This is a genomic window from Clostridium sp. HBUAS56010 (genome assembly GCF_007115105.1).
In the GTDB taxonomy this organism is placed as follows: Bacteria; Bacillota; Clostridia; order Lachnospirales; family Lachnospiraceae; genus Lacrimispora.
The window spans coordinates 210,169-227,916 of the sequence record NZ_SULJ01000005.1; the positions used below are offsets into that span (position 1 = coordinate 210,169).

At 41.2% G+C, this 17,748-nt stretch carries 22 protein-coding genes and 1 pseudogene; 4 read left to right on the forward strand and 19 right to left on the reverse strand.

Going from position 1 to position 17,748, the window contains the following annotated elements:
- Positions 1 to 255: 255 nt before the first annotated feature.
- The gene (locus FAY33_RS19440) at positions 256 to 402 is read left to right on the forward strand and encodes a hypothetical protein (RefSeq protein ID WP_185967579.1); all 147 of its coding nucleotides are present in this window, start codon (positions 256 to 258) and stop codon (positions 400 to 402) included.
- 67 nt (positions 403 to 469) lie between these two features.
- On the opposite strand, the gene FAY33_RS10535 is transcribed toward FAY33_RS19440, so the two are convergent.
- From FAY33_RS10535 to pilM, 7 genes are all read right to left on the reverse strand, one after another.
- A complete protein-coding gene (locus FAY33_RS10535) occupies positions 470 to 1,351 on the reverse strand; it encodes an ROK family protein (protein ID WP_143321179.1) in 882 nt (293 codons plus the stop codon).
- 15 nt (positions 1,352 to 1,366) lie between these two features.
- Complete coding sequence (locus FAY33_RS10540; RefSeq protein ID WP_143321180.1) at positions 1,367 to 2,299, reverse strand: type I phosphomannose isomerase catalytic subunit; 933 nt, start codon at positions 2,297 to 2,299, stop codon at positions 1,367 to 1,369.
- A 12-nt stretch (positions 2,300 to 2,311) separates the two neighbouring features.
- Complete coding sequence (locus FAY33_RS10545) at positions 2,312 to 3,106, reverse strand: carbohydrate-binding protein (protein WP_143321181.1); 795 nt, start codon at positions 3,104 to 3,106, stop codon at positions 2,312 to 2,314.
- Positions 3,106 to 3,858, reverse strand: coding sequence for a GntR family transcriptional regulator (locus FAY33_RS10550; protein WP_243126689.1), 753 nt, complete (start codon positions 3,856 to 3,858; stop codon positions 3,106 to 3,108). Before FAY33_RS10550 ends, FAY33_RS10545 begins: the two co-directional genes overlap by 1 nt.
- Before the next feature lie 86 nt (positions 3,859 to 3,944).
- Positions 3,945 to 4,757 (reverse strand): gluconate 5-dehydrogenase, encoded by an 813-nt coding sequence (locus tag FAY33_RS10555; protein ID WP_143321182.1) that lies wholly within the window; start codon positions 4,755 to 4,757, stop codon positions 3,945 to 3,947.
- Positions 4,758 to 5,050: 293 nt separating this feature from the next.
- Positions 5,051 to 5,293 carry a hypothetical protein gene (locus FAY33_RS10560; RefSeq protein WP_143321183.1) on the reverse strand — a complete coding sequence of 81 codons (243 nt, stop codon included), beginning with the start codon at positions 5,291 to 5,293 and terminating at the stop codon, positions 5,051 to 5,053.
- A gap of 86 nt (positions 5,294 to 5,379) precedes the next feature.
- Positions 5,380 to 7,401 (reverse strand): pilus assembly protein PilM, encoded by a 2,022-nt coding sequence (gene pilM, locus FAY33_RS10565; protein ID WP_143321184.1) that lies wholly within the window; start codon positions 7,399 to 7,401, stop codon positions 5,380 to 5,382.
- A gap of 225 nt (positions 7,402 to 7,626) precedes the next feature.
- Here pilM and FAY33_RS10570 point away from each other — a divergent pair, with 225 nt between their 5' ends.
- On the forward strand, positions 7,627 to 7,842 hold the full coding sequence (locus FAY33_RS10570; protein WP_143321185.1) for a hypothetical protein: 216 nt from the start codon (positions 7,627 to 7,629) through the stop codon (positions 7,840 to 7,842).
- Positions 7,843 to 7,949: 107 nt separating this feature from the next.
- On the opposite strand, the gene FAY33_RS10575 is transcribed toward FAY33_RS10570, so the two are convergent.
- Together FAY33_RS10575 and FAY33_RS19445 are read right to left on the reverse strand one after the other, a co-directional pair.
- Entirely contained in the window at positions 7,950 to 8,453 is a 504-nt protein-coding gene (locus tag FAY33_RS10575) for a manganese catalase family protein (protein WP_347562682.1), read from the reverse strand.
- An 80-nt stretch (positions 8,454 to 8,533) separates the two neighbouring features.
- Entirely contained in the window at positions 8,534 to 8,689 is a 156-nt protein-coding gene (locus FAY33_RS19445; protein WP_185967580.1) for a hypothetical protein, read from the reverse strand.
- A 136-nt stretch (positions 8,690 to 8,825) separates the two neighbouring features.
- On the opposite strand from FAY33_RS19445, the gene FAY33_RS10580 reads away from it, so the two are divergent.
- On the forward strand, positions 8,826 to 9,464 hold the full coding sequence (locus FAY33_RS10580) for a DUF3298 and DUF4163 domain-containing protein (RefSeq protein WP_143321186.1): 639 nt from the start codon (positions 8,826 to 8,828) through the stop codon (positions 9,462 to 9,464).
- Between the two features lie 59 nt (positions 9,465 to 9,523).
- On the opposite strand, the gene FAY33_RS10585 is transcribed toward FAY33_RS10580, so the two are convergent.
- Both FAY33_RS10585 and FAY33_RS19450 read right to left on the reverse strand, forming a co-directional pair.
- Positions 9,524 to 9,874, reverse strand: a complete 351-nt coding sequence (locus FAY33_RS10585) for a hypothetical protein (protein ID WP_143321187.1) — start codon at positions 9,872 to 9,874, stop codon at positions 9,524 to 9,526.
- Between the two features lie 96 nt (positions 9,875 to 9,970).
- A complete protein-coding gene (locus FAY33_RS19450; RefSeq protein WP_185967581.1) occupies positions 9,971 to 10,135 on the reverse strand; it encodes a hypothetical protein in 165 nt (54 codons plus the stop codon).
- A 91-nt stretch (positions 10,136 to 10,226) separates the two neighbouring features.
- On the opposite strand from FAY33_RS19450, the gene FAY33_RS10590 reads away from it, so the two are divergent.
- A complete protein-coding gene (locus tag FAY33_RS10590) occupies positions 10,227 to 11,645 on the forward strand; it encodes a recombinase family protein (RefSeq protein WP_143321188.1) in 1,419 nt (472 codons plus the stop codon).
- A gap of 67 nt (positions 11,646 to 11,712) precedes the next feature.
- Here the strand turns inward: FAY33_RS10590 and FAY33_RS10595 are convergent.
- The 8 genes and pseudogenes from FAY33_RS10595 to FAY33_RS10635 all read right to left on the reverse strand — a co-directional run.
- Positions 11,713 to 11,805 (reverse strand): annotated as a pseudogene (locus tag FAY33_RS10595) (manganese catalase family protein); the annotation flags it as partial.
- Positions 11,805 to 12,077 (reverse strand): spore coat protein CotJB, encoded by a 273-nt coding sequence (locus FAY33_RS10600; protein ID WP_143321190.1) that lies wholly within the window; start codon positions 12,075 to 12,077, stop codon positions 11,805 to 11,807. The pseudogene FAY33_RS10595 and the gene FAY33_RS10600, both read right to left, overlap by 1 nt.
- Positions 12,074 to 13,081, reverse strand: coding sequence for a spore coat associated protein CotJA (locus FAY33_RS19920; RefSeq protein ID WP_185967582.1), 1,008 nt, complete (start codon positions 13,079 to 13,081; stop codon positions 12,074 to 12,076). The genes FAY33_RS10600 and FAY33_RS19920 overlap by 4 nt, the downstream gene beginning before the upstream one ends.
- 40 nt (positions 13,082 to 13,121) lie before the next feature.
- Complete coding sequence (locus tag FAY33_RS10615) at positions 13,122 to 14,456, reverse strand: FAD-dependent oxidoreductase (protein WP_143321193.1); 1,335 nt, start codon at positions 14,454 to 14,456, stop codon at positions 13,122 to 13,124.
- Between the two features lie 187 nt (positions 14,457 to 14,643).
- Positions 14,644 to 15,093 carry a CBS domain-containing protein gene (locus FAY33_RS10620; protein ID WP_143321194.1) on the reverse strand — a complete coding sequence of 150 codons (450 nt, stop codon included), beginning with the start codon at positions 15,091 to 15,093 and terminating at the stop codon, positions 14,644 to 14,646.
- Positions 15,094 to 15,200: 107 nt separating this feature from the next.
- Positions 15,201 to 15,959 (reverse strand): M23 family metallopeptidase, encoded by a 759-nt coding sequence (locus FAY33_RS10625; RefSeq protein WP_143321195.1) that lies wholly within the window; start codon positions 15,957 to 15,959, stop codon positions 15,201 to 15,203.
- 158 nt (positions 15,960 to 16,117) lie between these two features.
- On the reverse strand, positions 16,118 to 16,579 hold the full coding sequence (locus FAY33_RS10630) for a hypothetical protein (RefSeq protein ID WP_143321196.1): 462 nt from the start codon (positions 16,577 to 16,579) through the stop codon (positions 16,118 to 16,120).
- Positions 16,580 to 16,816: 237 nt separating this feature from the next.
- Complete coding sequence (locus FAY33_RS10635) at positions 16,817 to 17,737, reverse strand: SpoIID/LytB domain-containing protein (RefSeq protein ID WP_143321197.1); 921 nt, start codon at positions 17,735 to 17,737, stop codon at positions 16,817 to 16,819.
- Positions 17,738 to 17,748: the final 11 nt, after the last annotated feature.

Below are 17,748 nucleotides of genomic sequence, written 5' to 3' on the forward strand. Positions count from 1 at the left end.
ATCCGATTTTCTTTTTGTATTGGGTCCCATGCCTTCCCTCCGGGAATTATGGGTCTGATTCTGATTGACTGTCTTACCCTTTTCTCCGGTTCTGGCAGTCATTTCCTGTTCTTTTTTCCCTGATTGCTTCTCAAAGTCCTTATGTTCCATCTTCATCACCTCATTCTTAGTATGGCTGAAATGAAACTTTTTATGTTGATTCTTTTCGTGTATAATCCACCAAAAGCTGTACACCATAACCATGAGGTGATGACCATGTCCTATATAGCTCCTGCCGTTCAGGCAAAATTTGAAACTCTCTCCATTGATTTAAAAAATCAGATTTTGGAGCGGAATGTTCAGATTAACACCATTTACGATCTCATTCGGGTCCTGGAAGATATCGTAAACGAAGGAAATTGACTTTTCTCCAAAGAAGATGCCGCCAAATGCTTAATTAAGGGTATGAAGCGGCATCTATTCTTTCTTTTCAGACAAGCCCTAACTGAAATTCATCAAATCCAAGCTTTAATGCTCCCATGATTCCCTGATTGTCACAAAGACCTGGACGAACGATATAATGCTCCATATCCCCGATTTCTTTTGTTTCAATGTATCCGCCAAGCTGCCGCTTAACTTCCTGTCTTATGAGAGGCAGCAACTGCTCCTGGTGCATCACACCACCGCCAAGAACGATTCTTTCCGGGGAAAGGGTCATAATATAATTCACCAGTGCCTGACCAATATAATATGCTTCCAGCTCCCACACTTCATTTTTTTCTGCCAGTTCTGCGCCGTTTTTCCCCCAACGTGCAAAAATAGCAGGTCCTGCTGCAAGTCCTTCCAGACAGGTCTTGTGATAAGGACATGCTCCTTCAAAAGAATCATTGGGATGTCTTGTCAGAAGCAGATGTCCTCCCTCCGGGTGGAGCATTCCATGAAGAAGCGCCCCATTGCTGATAATTCCGGTTCCTACACCCGTTCCTATGGTAATGTACATACTGTTTTTCAATCCTCTGGTAATTCCCCAGGTTGCTTCTCCCAGAGCAGAACCATTGACATCGGTATCAAACCCCACCGGAATATGAAGTGATTCCTTAAACGCTCCCACAATATCATAATTTCTCCAGGCAAGTTTCGGAGTTGTAGTTATAAAACCATAGGTTTCGGAATCTCTGTTTAAGTCTATCGGTCCAAAACAGCCAATTCCCATTGCCTCAATCTCTTTATCTGCAAAATAAGAAATCAATTGCGGCATGGTAATCTCCGGTGTTTCCGTGGGAATTGTAATTTGCTGCAAAATCTCCCCATCCTCATTGCCGATTGCACAGACCATCTTTGTGCCCCCGGCTTCTAACGCCCCAATTCTCATGCATTTCCTCCCGTACTATTGCGGATTTGAACAGATAATTGACATGTTTCCTTCCAGACTGTATTCCCCGCTTCCGGCTGGAACGATGAAATGCTGACCTGCACTTAAAGAAACCCCATTAACAGAACCATTCCCGCTTATAACACTTACATTGGTAAAATATTCAGGAAGTCTCAGAGAGCACGAACCGGTTATGTCATATTTATCCACAGAGTAATAATCACAGGTTACCAAATGAGTATGATTTGCTCCTGGAATCAATTCCACAACTGGCTTGCTTTCATAAGGTTGAAAAGGAGCCTTTATAGTCTCAATGCTCTGTTTTACATGAAGCGGTCTAAGCTTCCCATCAGAAAGGCGGTCATAATCATAGACACGGTATGTAACATCACTGCTTTGCTGTGTCTCCAAAATCATAGTTCCGCCCAGAATTGCATGAACACAACCTGGTTCGATCTGGAAGAAATCTCCTTTATTCACAGGTACTCTGCGGATAAATTCTTTCCATCTGCCTTCCTTTATCATTAATTCCATCTCTCTGTGATCTTTTGCATGATGGCCGATTACAATCTCTGCTCCAGGCTGACAATCCAGAATATACCAGCATTCTGTTTTCCCAAGAGAGCCATCTTCATGAACAGCAGCGTAACGGTCATCGGGGTGAACCTGGATGCTTAAATCCGCTTTGGCATCAATGATCTTTATTAAAAGAGGAAACTGTTTTCCCGGATAATGACCAAACAGCTGGGGATTTTCATCCCAAAGACTGCTCAGTTTTTTCCCATCATAATGGCCGCCGGATATTACACATTCTCCGTTCTTATGCCCACTGATTGCCCAGCATTCCCCGGTTTTATCACTCGGTGTATTATACCCATATACCTCCCGGAGTCTGCTTCCTCCCCAGATGGCTTCTTTAAATACAGGCTCTAAAAACAGTAGTTCCATGGAATTCCTCCTTTATTCTGCTTCTTTCCCGTATACTTCAATCTGGGTGAGAGCCGGAAACGGAGATGGAGCATCCGATTTTATTAAATTGCTCAATTTTACCCAGGTGATCTGTTTTCGTTCAATGGAAAACACATGGGGCTCGCTGCTTTTTTTCATTTCTACCACTTCCGATGTCTGATCTGAGAAAGTAAAAGTAGCCCTGACCCACCAGTTGTCGTGAGGGAAATCAGAACGGGTATAAAGAACAAGACGGTCAAAATCCACGGGACGTCCAAAATCCAGGGTCAGTTCTGCATCATCCTGAGAATTAATTCCCCAGGATTCATAAGGCCATTCTCCATGGGACTCACTTGCTAAAATTCCATCAATGGCATTGCGTGCTGCAAATACGGCTTCTCCTCTTGTCTCCACATTGGCACAGGCATGAGGAAAACAACCGGTATCTCCATGCTGGTCCATAACATTCTTTGCCAGATTCCTGTAATTGTTCCATTCGAAAGGCGCTGCTTTGCGGATGGTCATGTAATGCCTGTTTCCTGTAAATACCTTAGGATTAAAAGAAACCTTTTTCTCGTCAAATGGAATGGCATAGGTTACTTCTTCTTTTGTTATATAAACAAGAGACTCATCCATTGCATCATCAATGCGAACCACATAATGAAGATGGGAAGGATCGGTTCTAAGAACAATCTCATCTCCGGCTTCATATTCACCTTTAAATACAAGGATTGCCTGATCCTGTCCGGATGCAAGGGCCTTTTCTCTGCCATCTTTTCCCTTTACTGCTATTGATACGCCAGCCATTAGATATCCTCCTGCTCTTCCTGTTCAAAATAGTCTTTATATTCTACTTCTATCTGGTATTTCATTCTCTTCATACTATAATACAGATGTTCTCTGAGGGATCGTTCCAATCCTGCAATATCCTTTTTCTCCAGAAGTTCAAACAGCTCTGTATGTTCTCTTATAATTCTGGTAAAATCCGTTTCCGTCACAAAATCAAGCATACGGAATCTTGTGTAATGCAACTGTCTCGCCTGTATCATATCCCAAAGTTTTCTTTTGCCTGTTGCCCGAAACCAAATGGCGTGCATGTCAGCATCAATACGGTAAAACTGTTCCGGTTCAAACCCTTTTTCCTGAATGAGAGCCTGCTGCTTTCGGATCATATAACGAACTTCCTCAATCCACATAGGAGTTGCCATATCCATGAAATCTCTCATAACCATGGTTTCAACAGCAACTCTCATATAGATCATCTGTTTGATATTATCCAGATTCAAAAGGGTCACCTGGGTACCGGAATATGGCACTGAAATAACAAATTCCTGTTCCTGCAGACTTCTAAGCGCATCCCTTACCGGAGTTCGCGAAACACCAAAACGTTCACATAACTCATTCTCGCTCAACATCTGACCAGGTTTTAATTCCAGATCCAGGATTTCCTGCTTTAAAGTCTCAAATACCAGTTCGCCACGGTTTTTATAGGTTTTTGTTTTTCCTTCCATGGAACACTCTCCGTCTTCTATATTATAAGCATGAAAAAAATATGCCATGACATCCCCTGGTGGCAGACGTCATGGCCCTGTTTTCTCATGAAGTCAAACTGTCAGCATCTTACTTCACATGAAACCCTAAAGTATTACTGTGGCTGTTTACCAATGTAAGCTAAAATACCACCGTCAACATACAGAATATGTCCATTTACAAAGTTAGAAGCGTCGGAAGAAAGGAATACTGCAGGACCTGCCAGATCCTCTGCTTCTCCCCAGCGTCCTGCTGGTGTCTTAGCAATGATGAACTGGTCAAACGGATGTCTTGATCCATCAGCCTGCACTTCACGAAGAGGTGCTGTCTGAGGAGTTGCAATATATCCAGGTCCAATTCCGTTACACTGAATGTTAAATTCACCATACTCAGAAGCAATGTTCTTTGTAAGCATCTTAAGTCCGCCCTTTGCTGCTGCATAAGCAGATACAGTCTCACGGCCTAACTCAGACATCATGGAGCAGATGTTTACAATCTTTCCATGGCCCTTTTTAATCATTGACGGGATAACTGCTTTTGCAACGATAAATGGTGCGTTTAAGTCAACATCAATTACCTGTCTGAAATCTGCTGCAGACATGTCACACATTGGAATACGTTTGATAATACCTGCGTTATTGAATAAAATATCAATTACGCCTACCTCTTTTTCAATCTGAGCTACCATAGCATTAACAGCTTCTTCGTCGGTAACATCACATACATATCCATGTGCAGAAATTCCTTCTTCTTTGTAAGCAGCAATTCCTTTATCTACTAATTCCTGTTTAATATCATTAAAAACGATGGTAGCACCCACTGCTGCAAGAGACTTTGCAATGGCAAATCCAATACCATAGGAAGCACCTGTTACTAAGGCAACCTTTCCTTCAAGGGAAAACTGGCTTGTTAAATAATCCTTATTCATAATTCCATTCTCCTTTACTTGTGTTTTGGTCAGTTATCTCGTCATCACAGCGTATTTTGTATTCAAATTTTAATGTTTGTATACAAACTCAATGACTTGTATATATATTAACAGATTGACCGTATGATTTCAATATACATTTTTACCAAACAACCCTGATTTTATTTAGCTAATATTCTGGAATTCCTTATTTTCCAAACAACAAGAGCAAAATCCCTGTCTCCAAAGGGAAACCGGGATTTTGCTCCTGTTTATATTTTTTGTGAGATTTGTTTCAGACAGGCTTAATACAATTATCTGCATCCACAGTTGGAATTTGTATCTCCCATCACTGCATCATTATAATTCTTTCCACAACTATTGGCGGACCAGAACCCATCCCGGAATCCAGTCTCATATCCATCTTTGAACCCTGCTGCATAGCCTTGACGGTAACACATATTCATATTGCCGCTTCCTGCTGTATCACTGACTTCACATTTGCAATTATTTGTACTGCTTGGTTTTGTGCAGTTATTCCAATTATTACAACTCATTCTATAAACTCCTCAATTATCAGGCTTGTAATATATCTTATGTGTTTCTAGCTGCAATGTGAGGTTTTATGGGTATTTTTCTAAACTTATACCTGATAAATCTTAACGCTGTCTCTGTTATGTAACTCCTGTTGAAACGATCCGCTCTCTCCGTTGACTTCCAGCATTACCTGTCTTGTTAAATTTTTAAAGTCCAGACCAGAATACTCTAAAACGTCCATAAGATAATAGGGATTCTGGTCTGGCTTTGGAGGTAAAACAAGAGGTTTCTCATTAAGAAAAATAGTTATTCCCTCTATAAGTTCAGACCTATGTGCGGAAGCTTCCTTCTTTCCACCCTGATGAATACTCATAGAACTCATCTCTGCCGGAGCAAGTAAAACCCCTGAATTCTGCATCTGTCTGACTGTAGTACTCTCATAAGGCTCTCTGCCTTCACTGACTTTTTTCACAGAAACCTTCTCCGTCTCCAATGTCTCTTCCCGTTCAGCCGATTCTTTCTCCTCTCCTGTCTCTATGGTAATACGGTCTCCTGTTTTTAAAACCACGTCCCCGTGAACGGGTTGGTCATTGATCTTTACCACTTTACCGGAACCAGGCTCTGTGACATCAGATAACTTTGCCGCCGCACTCTTTCCATGGGTGGCAGGAACAAATACAATCCAGTCCTCCGCATTGACAGGGTCGGATAACTGTGCCTGTTCTCCGTTGAGTTTTAACACGGAAGGTTCTGCTTTTTCTCCGTAAAAAACAGTCCTTTTACCATTGACATGAACAATCAGATTCTGACCGGATCGTCCAATCATATCCTGATAATTATAGCCATTCATCATCAGAATGTCCATCACCGTAAAGCTTCCATTTCTGAATATCTTGGCTGGACGATCATTTAAAATAACACGGTAACTGTCATTGACAATATTAAACCCGGCAGAGATAACAATGCCAAGAGGCGTTGCATATTCTGGATTCTCAAGATTGTAGTCATCCGAATAAGCGTTGATCTTAAAATTATTTCCCGCAATTGCCACTCTTTTCGGGTCAATCTTTAAATGCTCCACAATTCCTTCTTTTAATCCTGCTAATCTGCTTCCTCCGCCTGCCAAAAATACTGCTGAGGGCACTCCTCCATTGATCTCCACGATCTTAGAAGAGATCTCTTCACACAGTCTGGAAGATGCTTCCTTAATACTTTCAAAAATAGACTCTCTGGTTATTGTCTGCTCAAATCCAAGAATATCTGTAAAATACAATTCTTCTTCCTCGTCAATTTCAGCCTTTATCTTCTCTGCCGTATCAAAATCCACCAGATATTCCTTCATAATTGACTCAGTTATCTCATCTCCCGCAAGTATTGCCATGGTATATCCAGTCACGCTCCCATCCCGGCAGACTGCAATATCAGATGTTCCTGCCCCGATATCCACCATTGCCAGATTAAGCAGACGGATATTCTGAGGAATTGCCGCATTGATGGCAGCAATCGGTTCCAGAGTCAGGCTTGACACCTCCAGATCAATCTTATTCATAGCAGCATAAAGACTTTCTACCACTTCTGTAGGAAGAAACGTTGCAATAATATCTGCTTTTAAAACACGTCCATGATGGTCCACCAGATTAGAAATTACATAATTATCCAGATAATACCTGCTCACCGTATATCCGACCAGATAAAACTGTCTGTCAGACTCCTTCCCTTCCCGGTTCATAAACATCTTCTCGGCTTCACTTATAGCACCTGCCTCCAGCCTGCTGACAGACTCCACATCAATCTTCTGAGCCCTGGACAGTTCCATCTCAAAGGTGACGCTTTCCGTTCTCAGCGCCCTTCCTGCCGCTGCCACGCACACCTTCTTTAGTCTGCATCCAAGCTTATTCTCAAGCCGTGTCTTTACTTGTCCGGCGATTTTAGCCACCTGATCGATATCTTCAATCTGACCGTCCACCATGGCTCGTTTCGTATGCTCCGCCCTTTCAATTGCAACAATATGTATTCTGTCTCCGTCTGGCATCCCCACCATTCCAATAATGCTGCGGGTTCCGATGTCCAGTGCAAAAATAGCCTGATCCGGAAGTATATCTGTCAAAACACCATTTCTGTTATCCATAAACAATGCCCCATCCTTTTGTACATTTGTTTTTATTTTACTAGTATAACCGGTCTCCGTCAATCGAATAAGGGAAACTTTTGTTGAAAAAAGGAGGATTGGTGCAGAGTTATAAACCCTTTGACATATAAATCTATGTGATTTATAATAAATTTATAAAAAAAGAACAAGCTTGTAGTGAGAATATTACTTCTATATAAGATTGCCATATGAAAGGAAAATAAAATGGGAAAATTTGAAGATGCTGAAACAATTGGATTAAGAAATAAAAGTACTGATAAAGTCATGGCAGTATATCCGTTCAAAGCAGAAGGAACTGATGAAGAAATTACAAAAAAAGTAACAGACTGGTACTATATGCAGAATTGTGCCGCAGAGGACGAATTGAGAAGCGCATATGTAGATGTATTAACAAAAGAGGAAGCAAAGTCTTTTCAGTAAAGAATTATAACCACTCAGGCACAGAAGGCGGGTCCGGAACATTGGATACCCGCTTTTTTCCTAAAAAAACAGGCCACAGTATAAAATTACACTGCAGCCTGATACAATCAGCATGGTTTTCTGATATCAAAACTAGGATTAAATGCGTAGAAATTCTTACTGTCCAGATTATCCTGGGTGATTCGCAATGCTTCTCCAAATCTCTGGAAATGAACGATTTCCCGTTCTCTTAAATAGCGGATTGGATCACAGATCTCCGGATCAGTTATTACACGCAAAATGTTGTCGTAAGTACTCCGGGCTTTTTGCTCGGCTGCCATATCTTCGACTAAATCAGTAATGGGATCACCCTTGGATTGGAATTCACAGGCATTAAAAGGAACTCCTCCTGCCGCTTGCGGCCAGATTCCCGTTGTATGATCAATATAATATGGCCCAAATCCTGATTCCACAACCTGCTCCGGGGTTAAATTCCTGGTGAGCTGATGAATAATTGTGGCAACAATTTCCAGATGGGCTAACTCTTCCGTTCCAATATCCGTCAAAAGTCCTTTACATTCCTTATAAGGCATTGCATATCTCTGAGAGAGATAACGCATGGATGCTCCCATCTCCCCATCTGGTCCGCCTGACCTTAAAAACAGATAAATAAAAGGAAGCCTTTCCAAAAAGCCCCCTTTTATTTATCATCTTAGTTCTTTTCTTCATACGCTTTTCTGTTTTCTTCATATCTCAACGTATTAGGTCCCAGAAATTTCCCAGTCTGCCAGTGATCATTGTAAGTCTCTGGTCTTTTACTTTCTTCTTTCTTTCCTTCTGTTTCCTTGGATGTTTCATCTTTTTCCATTCTTATCACCTCCGTCTTAATGTACCCGGATGAGAGGAAAATATGTAACTTTAAAAAGCGTTTCCCTGTATCCGATTGCTCATAATTGTCAAAACCTATCCATATATTATAAAAACCATCCTTTTATGAGGCACTTATGCAGACCATATTTAATAAGACATTGACGGATAACTTGCTTTATCAGAATATCCCGGTTCTTACCTACACCATTCATTATCCCTGTTTTACCACCACCTGCAGTTCTTCTGCCGCCGAACGTATCAATAACTTTTACAAATATCAGGCAAGACAAAAAGAAATTTACTGCCGGACCACACTGTATAAAGAAGCTGTGGAACAGGCAAAATATGCAAACGAAAACCAGTTTCCTTTTAACAGCTACGAATTCCTTTCCGTTTTTGAAGTCACCTATAACCAGGACTGCATTGTAAGTCTTTACACAGACCAGTATACCTATCTGGGAGGCGCTCATGGCAATACACTGCGGGATTCCCAGACGTGGGATTTCCAAACCGGAAAGCAATTGAGTCTCTCTGATTTTTTTCCTGGAAATCCATCATTCGTTGAGGATATTCTTGCAAATATTAATACGCAGATTGCCACAAGGGAGGCAGCCGATCCCTCCACCTATTTTGAAGATTTTCCATCTCTGGCACAGGGGAATTTTAATTTGAAGGGATTTTATGTGAAACCAGAAGGAATCGTAATCTATTACCAGCAATACGATATTGCACCGTATTCAACGGGAATTCCTGAATTCCTGTTTCCTTTTTAGAACTGCAGAATTGATCGTCCTTTAAGAGATGCTCTGATTGAACTCATGCCAGAGCATCTCTACCTTTTATTCCATGGCCGGAAAGAACGAATCTGACGAAGCAGGGAAGACGGATCACCTTGAAAACATATTGCCCGGTCATCAATGTAACATATTGCTGGAAGTTTTTGTGATGTTACCGTATCTACCTTAATTCCATTGTTTTCTAAATAATGCTCAATTGCATTTTTTCCTTCCTTGCTTGCAGCTCTGGAAGATACAACCGCAACTTCATATCCTGATTTTCTTATTTCTGAAATCGCCTCTTTGATTCCTTCCACTGGTTTGTCGGGAATGTTCTCAGCACCTTTCCAACCACTTATATAACTGTGTATCACTCCGTCAAAATCAAAAACTATGGTTCTTTTCAATTTTTTCTCCTTATTTCTTATAATATCGGGATGCTATGTTTCATTTTGACCCATTTTCCTGGATCCTATTCCAGAAATGGCTGTCCTGTTCCGCTTTTATGGTTCTTTGGATTTAGGAATACGCATAAATCCTGCCGCTTTCATCAGTTTTGCTTCTATCCGTTCACCAATTTCTTTTTTTCTTTCTGCTGACAACCTGTTTAAGAGAATCTCTTCTCCATCTATTTCTATGTAATTTTCAATTATTGGAGTTTTTAACATATTTTATTCCCCTCCCTGGTAAAATGTATGTGACATGGATTGTACCTGTTTCCTCATTTCTCCATGCTACAGCCAAAAGGAAGTGAACATTATGCAAAATCCCCTATCCCCCATTGGAGCTGCCTATGTACGGGTGAGTACCAACGATCAGACCGAACTTTCTCCAGATGCCCAGGTACGGGAAATCAAAAAGGCAGCCAATGCCGATGGAATCTTTATTCCGCAGGAATTTATATTTATAGAAGAAAAGGGAGTCAGCGGGCGCCGTGCGGATAACCGGAAACAATTTCAGAGAATGATTTCCATTGCAAAATCCCAGCCCTCTCCCTTTCAATACCTTTACCTGTGGAAATTTTCCCGCTTTGCGAGAAATCAGGAAGAAAGCACCTTTTATAAAAGTGTTCTACGGAAGAAATGCGGAATCACCATCAAAAGTGTATCCGAACCCATTATGGACGGGATGTTTGGCAGGCTTATTGAAAGCATTATTGAATGGTTTGATGAATATTACTCTTTTAATCTGTCAGGAGAAGTCACCAGAGGTATGACAGAAAAAGCTTTGAGAGAAGGATACCAGACTTCCCCCTGTCTTGGCTATGAGGCAGTTGGAGGAGGAAAGCCTTTTATAATCAATGAAAAAGAATATCCGATTGTAGAGTTTATTCATCAGTCCTACCATAATGGTCTGGATCTGTCCTCCATTGCCAGAAACGCAAATCAACGGGGATATTTAACAAAAAGAGGAAATCCATTTGACCGGCGTGCCATTGAACGGATCTTAAAAAACAGGTTTTATATCGGGATTGTCACCTGGAAGGATATCTCTTTTCATGGCTCGCATGAAGTAAGACATTCTGTTTCAGACATTTTCCAGGATAATCAGGAACGCTTAAAAAGGGAATACCGTCCCAAAAGCAGGCGGGAAGTTTCGGACTGCAAACACTGGGCTTCCGGGCTCTTAACCTGCGGTTATTGCGGTGCCAGTCTTGGGTTTAATACAGGCGGTTTCCAGTGTTGGAAGTACGCCAAAGGGCTTCACAGGGAATCCTGTTACATCTCGGTGGAAAAGGCAGAAACACTGATTCTCCAATCTTTAGAAAATGTCCTTTTCGATTCCTCTCGCCAGTATAGTTATACAAAAAAATCTGCTCCTGACAAATCCAGGGAATTGGACTTTTTTAAAACTGCACTTTTAAAAAACTCTGGGAAAATGACACGGATTAAACAAGCTTATGAAAATGGAATTGATTCTTTAGAGGAATACAAAAACCATAAAGAGCGGCTGGAAAAAGAGCGAAAAGAATTGGAAACGACTCTACATCAGCTAAATATGAAACAAAAAAAAGAAAAAAAAGAGGATGAACTACATCACTGCCGCTTACAAAATGCCTATGATCTTCTATCTGACTCTTCTATTGATCAGGAAACAAAAGGGAATGCACTAAGAAGTGTAATTAAAAAAATTGTCTATGACAAAAAAGAGGGAAAGCTGAAATTTTTCTATTATTAGATTGTTGAAATGATGACTTTAACCGGTAGGTTATACTACCGCCTTACTATCTGCTTCTGCCATAAAGCCCACCGTACTGACTCATAATAAAAGTAGCAATCTTGGGATTGGAAGTGGTAATATTTACAGGATACTGTAATCTTTTTTCATATACCCACATTAACCGCACACTCCTTCCCAGGGCCATGGATCTTGAATCCAGGTCCAATAGTTATCAGCCATCACTGCATCTGCAGTTAATGGTCCACATTGTTTTTCATAAGCTGCCACTGCCTGATTTCTCAAGTCCTGAACATAGCAGTAATAATTCAGGGCATCCTGATCCTCCGGATGGGTATCAAGATATAATACCACATCATCAACAGCAAAGCTGGCAAGATATACCTGTTTCAATAAAGCATCACAATCCGATTGACATTTCCTACAACTCATGACCGGCACCCTCCCATCGTAAATGGCTTAAATAAATCAGGGAAAATGGTTCCCATGCTTAATGCTACATCAACAGAATAAACCTGCTGCCATGTCTGCCAAGGTACATATGCCATTCCAATCGGATACTGGTCAATGCACTCAGCCGCCGGCTTTGCCGCAGACCCCGGATTCCAGTTCCCGCAGGTTTCAGCCGGTTTCTTACAGGAAGGCTTCGGACAGGATGGTTTTTCGCAGGATGGTTTCATGCACGATGGCTTCTCGTACGATGGCTTTACACAGGACGGTCTTTCATACGCCGGTTTTGCACAGACTGGTTTTTCACAGGATGGCTTCTCGCAGCAAGGTTTTTCGCAGACTGGCTTCATACAGGAAGGTCTTTCATAGGCTGGTTTTACACAGGTTGGTTTTTCATAAGCTGGTTTCACACAAGATGGTTTTTCATAGGCCGGCTTTACGCAAACTGGTCTTTCACAAGCTGGTTTTACGCAGGATGGCTTTGGACATGCCGGTTTTTCACAGGATGGTTTTTCCCTGGCTGGGCTTACACATGCCGGTCTTTCACAAGAAGGCTTCTCATAACAAGGCTTTGTACAAGATGGCTTCTCATAAGCTGGTTTTACACAGGTTGGTTTCGGGCAGGAAGGTTTTGCACAGGAAGGTTTTTCGCAGGAAGGTCTTTCATAGGCTGGTTTCACACAAGAAGGTTTTTCCGGACATTTTTTAGGCATCGGGCAGTCTTCCATAGCACTGTCCGTTTCGGGACACCAGGGTCTTCGAACAGGATACCAGGGATAAGAACCTCCTGCTGTATCCTGACGGCTCATAGGGAGGGATGATGAGAGCGACTCATCAGATCTTGCGGGGCCGGAACCGAGAGGCATATCAGGACGAATGACTGTCCCCGGGCTCATTGACATATCAAGACCCATGATAGCCTCCCATGGGGATGTACCGGCATGATTGTAATCACCGGGATATCCTTGTTTTTCGTAACGATCCATAGGATTTATGACTCCTTTCAATTCTGGGAAGTTTCTAATATCAATCTATGAACGGAATACTCTGTTGTGCAGGGCCAGAAGATATTTTTCCATTAATTTCAAATCCAGAACCATGGCAGGGGCATTCCCATTGCTTGTCATACTTGTTCCATACCATACGACAGCCAAGATGGGGGCAGCGGACAGCTCCTGGTCTGGCTGCTAAAACCAATCCTTTCACGGACTCCATACTCTGCCCTGCAAACCGATAAGCAGATGCTTTTATATGATGCCTTTGGGGTGAAAAGACGTGATCAAAGGCTGTCTTTTTTCCAATTATCTGCATACTTAATATCTTTGCAGCCACCATGGAAGAACTCATTCCCCACTTTCCAAATCCGGTGGCAACATGCCACTGCGGACGAAGGCTGGAATAGGTCCCGATATAAGGAATGGAATCCAATGTCATACAATCCTGTGCCGTCCATACCCTTTGTTCATCTGCCTGCGGAAAGAAATGTGTCCCCAATTGTCTCATTTCCTTAAAAGGACTCTCAGATGGCGCCTTTCCAGTTCTGTGGCTTCCATATCCAATCAAAAGGCTGTCCCCGTATTTCCGGAAGGAATAAGCCTTTTTATCCACTCCCAGATACATTCCATCAGGGAAATCCACAGGCTCCAGTTCCAGCACATAACTTTTTTCCTGATACATTCTGGTAAAATAAAATCCAGGGAAATTAACAAATGGGTAGTGAGAGGCAAAAACTACATGATCCCCCTTAATCGCACCCCGGTCTGTTATCACTTGATTTCCCTCAACTTTAATCACCTTTGTCCGTTCATAGACCGTAATTCCATTGGAAATGTCCCTCAGAAATTCCAGGGGATTAAACTGTGCCTGACCAGTAAACTGTACAGCTCCGGTAACAGAAAAAGGAAGCTTTGTTTCCTGAACAAAAGAAGCAGGAAGTCCAAGGCTTCTGGCAGTTTCCGCTTCACGTTTCAGCATTTGGGGGTTCTCAAGCGTATACAAAAAAGCATCCATAGGCTCATAATGACAGGATATGGAATATTTTTCAATTAATTTTCCATACTCCTCCACTGCCAGTTGGTTTGCCTTTCCATAAAGCCTTGCAGTTTCTTTTCCCACTGTTCGAACCAGTTTGTCATAAATCAGATTATGCTGGGATGTGATTTTTGCTGTTGTATATCCGGATTGACCGCTTCCAATCCGGTTCGCTTCTAAAACAACCACATGAACCCCGTGCCTTTGCAGATAAAATGCGGTCAACATTCCTGCCATTCCTGCTCCAATCACAACTACTTCTGTTCTCTTATTCCCAGCAAGGGGATTTCTTCTGGGAATTTTTGCAGTTTCCATCCAAATTGATTTCACGTCGTCACCTCACACTTTCTTCCATACAGTTATTATTCCCCATTGTTAAGAAACATGCCATATACCTTCCTTCCAATTATTTCATATATGATAAACGCTTAACCCATCTTGTGTTTTTCGAGAAAAACGAAACAGATAGTACAAAAAAGACGTTTCCCACTAAAAATATAGGAAACGTCTTTTTATACTATTCAGTTTTTAAAAGCGTCTGGATTCTGGACGACGGCTCTTGTACATCCTGGGACTTCTGGTAGAAATAGCGGATAATATCCTTGCGTGTAATAATCCCAATAAAGTTCTTCTGATCATCCACCACTGGGACAAAATTCTGGTTCAGCGCTTTATCAATCAAACCTTCCATATCTGAATCGGCAAATACCGGCCGGTTATCGGATCTTCTGTCAATTGCAGCAACTGTCACATGTTCCGCTTCTTTTAAGCTTAAATTAAATTGGTTCTTAATCCCCCAGAGCATGTCCCCTTCTGTTATGGTTCCAACGTATTTTCCTGTTTTGCTGATTACAGGTATCGCTGAGTACTTATGATATTCCATCTTCTCCAGCGCCTGGCGCAGAGAATCATCTTCATAAATATAAGCGACTTCGTTTTTTGGTGTTAAAAAAAATAATATGTTCATAGCCACACTCCCCGTTTATTCTTCGGATTCAGTATAGCAGGTGACTCTTAATCGCTTATGAACAAATTATTATTTTTTTATAACTTTTTTTCCTTATCCTTTGAATTTTATTTCATCTGGTTCAGTGGATCAATGGCTTTGTCCTCATGAGTAAGTTCAAAGAATATGTTGGAACCTTCTACGGAATAATACTTACTGGGTTCGGCTACATAGCCAAGAACCTGGCCTTCTTTCACGTATTCATTTTTTGTTACCTGCAGTTCTTTTAACTGACCGCAGACAGCCGTATATTTGTTGCCCATATCTAAAACAACGTAATTACCAATTTCTTCATTTGAACCAATCTCAGTTACCTTTGCATTGGCAGGAGCAACAACAGGTGTGCTCACATCGCCCTGAATTACGACTCCCGGATTCACTTTATACTGATCCAGGGTTGGGAAATAGATGGTGGAATCCATGCTATAGTCCAAAAGAACATTTCCCCGTACCGGCCATGTCATTCTGGTCGCGTCAGTAAAATTAAGTACCAGAGATTTGGCAGCATTTTTGTCTGTTCCGGCTTGTGCTGCCGGAGCTTGTGTTTCCTGTTTGGCAGTTGCTTTTCCAGAATCTACTGCCTGCATTTCTTCTTTACTTTTTGTTGCATTGGAATCTCCTGCAACAGCTACTTGTGTCTCCTGGGGAATTGACTCCTGAACAATCATATTGCTCTGGTCCGGCACTTTAAGATAAGGGCTTTCTCCTCCACCATTTCCTCTTTGAACAGTAATAACTCCTGCTGCAGCTACTATAGTCAGCAGGCCTAGAACTAACAGGACAAGGAATACTTTATCCTTGAACATTTGACCTATTCTCTCTTTCACGTTTATCACCTCGCTAATATTCTTACCAAGAGTGAAAGAGTTATACAGGAATAAGAAAAAAATTTCTCAAGATTCAATGATGCAAATAAACCTTTAAACTTTTGAAAAAGAGTTTAAAGGTTTATAGACTTTGAGATCATTATATCATATGTTAATTTTCATATTTCTTTTTCTTGCTTGAGTAAATCTTTATAAATATATTGATTATTTTCATCTAAATTATATTCTCCAATTTTTTTGGTTATTCCAGAATCGGAATCCCAATCACCATATTCCCCATATTTATAATGATTAGAAAAAACAATTGCCGTATGATCTTCAAATGAAATTACAATATTATCATACATTTTAGTGCTTATTCTTACAAATTCTACAAAATCAGAATTAGTAATATTGGAAAAATCCTTCTTTTCTATATCTATACGAACTGACTGTCCATATATGCCTTTTCCATATTTGTATTCAACATCAGTATAATGAGCCGTATATTTATTTAGCTTATTATCCGCTGATATGCTTTCAATCTCCACATTTGTTCTATTTTCGTTCCTTTGCTCATTTTTACATCCTGAAACACATAATACTGCAAATATTAATGGAATTAAACGTTTGATTTTCATAATAATTATACCTCTCAAATAATGGCAGCCGTACCTTTTCCATCCAAACAGGTATTCCTATTGGGAAGTTTCATTTCTTCCTTGTATAGCAAAATATGTACTGACTTTATCGTTTATCGTAAATGCAGATAACTGAACTGTTCTTAACCGGGTTACTTGATTAATATAACAGACATTTTTTACCAGATCAATGCAAAACCGTTAAATTACGAAATAATTAATTATAAACATTAGTACTTATACGGAACCTACAACAATATTTTTATAAAAATAAGGGAGAATCTTTTCTGCAGTCCAGCCCTCTTCCGCTTTGCATTTGGCTCCGAACTGGCTGAGACCGTACCCGTGGCCGATTCCCTGACAGACAATCCGGACACCCCCATTATATTCTTCAAAAGAAAAAGCGGAAGAAGGAAGGCTGAGTGCATGCTGAATCTCTTCGCCGATATAGGTCTTTGTCCCGATCTGAAGCTGGCTGACGTATCCTCCCTCTTCCCGGCTGATGATCTGTATGCTTCCTGGAATCTGGTCTGCTTTTACAGGCGTATCTCCTGCTATCTGGTTGATTTTACCCGCAAAATCTTCTTTGCTTAATTCCACTGCTGAAAGATAACCCTCCGCTTCCATATCCCGTTTGCACTCTGCCGGCTGTAAATACGGGTGGCTTTCATCTCCAGCCCTGGTCTTTCCTGTACTGGCACGGTGAAAGAGGGGATCAATCAATGCATCATTATAGGTCATAACCATTTTGGCAGTCGAACGCACCGCTTCCTCAATTGCCCCGTAGCTTGCCACAAAGGACTCACTGCCCCATAGCTTTTCCATCTGCTTCTGTTCCAGATATTCCATATGAAGTTCTGATTCCCTGATTTCATTCTGTCCGTTCATTTTTCCATAAATGTATGTCCGGGCAATAATTGCCTGGGCTCTTAAGGCTTCCTTTCCGTAATCAGCAGGAATCTGCTTTGCCACCACTCCAGGCAGATATTCCTCTACATCCATGGAAGATTGTATGCCTTTTCGGTCAAGAATGACCGTTTTTCCGCTGGACTGCATGGGGAGATCTTTTTTTTCTTCAATTTTTCCGGTCCATGCCAGAGTAATAATATATGGAAACAACAGCGCAAGAATACATGCCATAATCATTTTTTTCATCATAATCTTTCACC

Coding starts and splice junctions, on each gene's coding strand:
- FAY33_RS19440 (WP_185967579.1), top strand. CDS start 256: ATGTCCTATATAGCTCCTGCCGTTCAGGCAAAATTTGAAACTCTCTCC.
- FAY33_RS10535 (WP_143321179.1), bottom strand. CDS start 1,351: ATGAGAATTGGGGCGTTAGAAGCCGGGGGCACAAAGATGGTCTGTGCA.
- FAY33_RS10540 (WP_143321180.1), bottom strand. CDS start 2,299: ATGGAACTACTGTTTTTAGAGCCTGTATTTAAAGAAGCCATCTGGGGA.
- FAY33_RS10545 (WP_143321181.1), bottom strand. CDS start 3,106: ATGGCTGGCGTATCAATAGCAGTAAAGGGAAAAGATGGCAGAGAAAAG.
- FAY33_RS10550 (WP_243126689.1), bottom strand. CDS start 3,858: ATGGCATATTTTTTTCATGCTTATAATATAGAAGACGGAGAGTGTTCC.
- FAY33_RS10555 (WP_143321182.1), bottom strand. CDS start 4,757: ATGAATAAGGATTATTTAACAAGCCAGTTTTCCCTTGAAGGAAAGGTT.
- FAY33_RS10560 (WP_143321183.1), bottom strand. CDS start 5,293: ATGAGTTGTAATAATTGGAATAACTGCACAAAACCAAGCAGTACAAAT.
- pilM (WP_143321184.1), bottom strand. CDS start 7,401: ATGGATAACAGAAATGGTGTTTTGACAGATATACTTCCGGATCAGGCT.
- FAY33_RS10570 (WP_143321185.1), top strand. CDS start 7,627: ATGGGAAAATTTGAAGATGCTGAAACAATTGGATTAAGAAATAAAAGT.
- FAY33_RS10575 (WP_347562682.1), bottom strand. CDS start 8,453: ATGGGAGCATCCATGCGTTATCTCTCTCAGAGATATGCAATGCCTTAT.
- FAY33_RS19445 (WP_185967580.1), bottom strand. CDS start 8,689: ATGGAAAAAGATGAAACATCCAAGGAAACAGAAGGAAAGAAAGAAGAA.
- FAY33_RS10580 (WP_143321186.1), top strand. CDS start 8,826: ATGCAGACCATATTTAATAAGACATTGACGGATAACTTGCTTTATCAG.
- FAY33_RS19450 (WP_185967581.1), bottom strand. CDS start 10,135: ATGTTAAAAACTCCAATAATTGAAAATTACATAGAAATAGATGGAGAA.
- FAY33_RS10590 (WP_143321188.1), top strand. CDS start 10,227: ATGCAAAATCCCCTATCCCCCATTGGAGCTGCCTATGTACGGGTGAGT.
- FAY33_RS10600 (WP_143321190.1), bottom strand. CDS start 12,077: ATGAGTTGTAGGAAATGTCAATCGGATTGTGATGCTTTATTGAAACAG.
- FAY33_RS19920 (WP_185967582.1), bottom strand. CDS start 13,081: ATGGATCGTTACGAAAAACAAGGATATCCCGGTGATTACAATCATGCC.
- FAY33_RS10620 (WP_143321194.1), bottom strand. CDS start 15,093: ATGAACATATTATTTTTTTTAACACCAAAAAACGAAGTCGCTTATATT.
- FAY33_RS10630 (WP_143321196.1), bottom strand. CDS start 16,579: ATGAAAATCAAACGTTTAATTCCATTAATATTTGCAGTATTATGTGTT.
- FAY33_RS10635 (WP_143321197.1), bottom strand. CDS start 17,737: ATGATGAAAAAAATGATTATGGCATGTATTCTTGCGCTGTTGTTTCCA.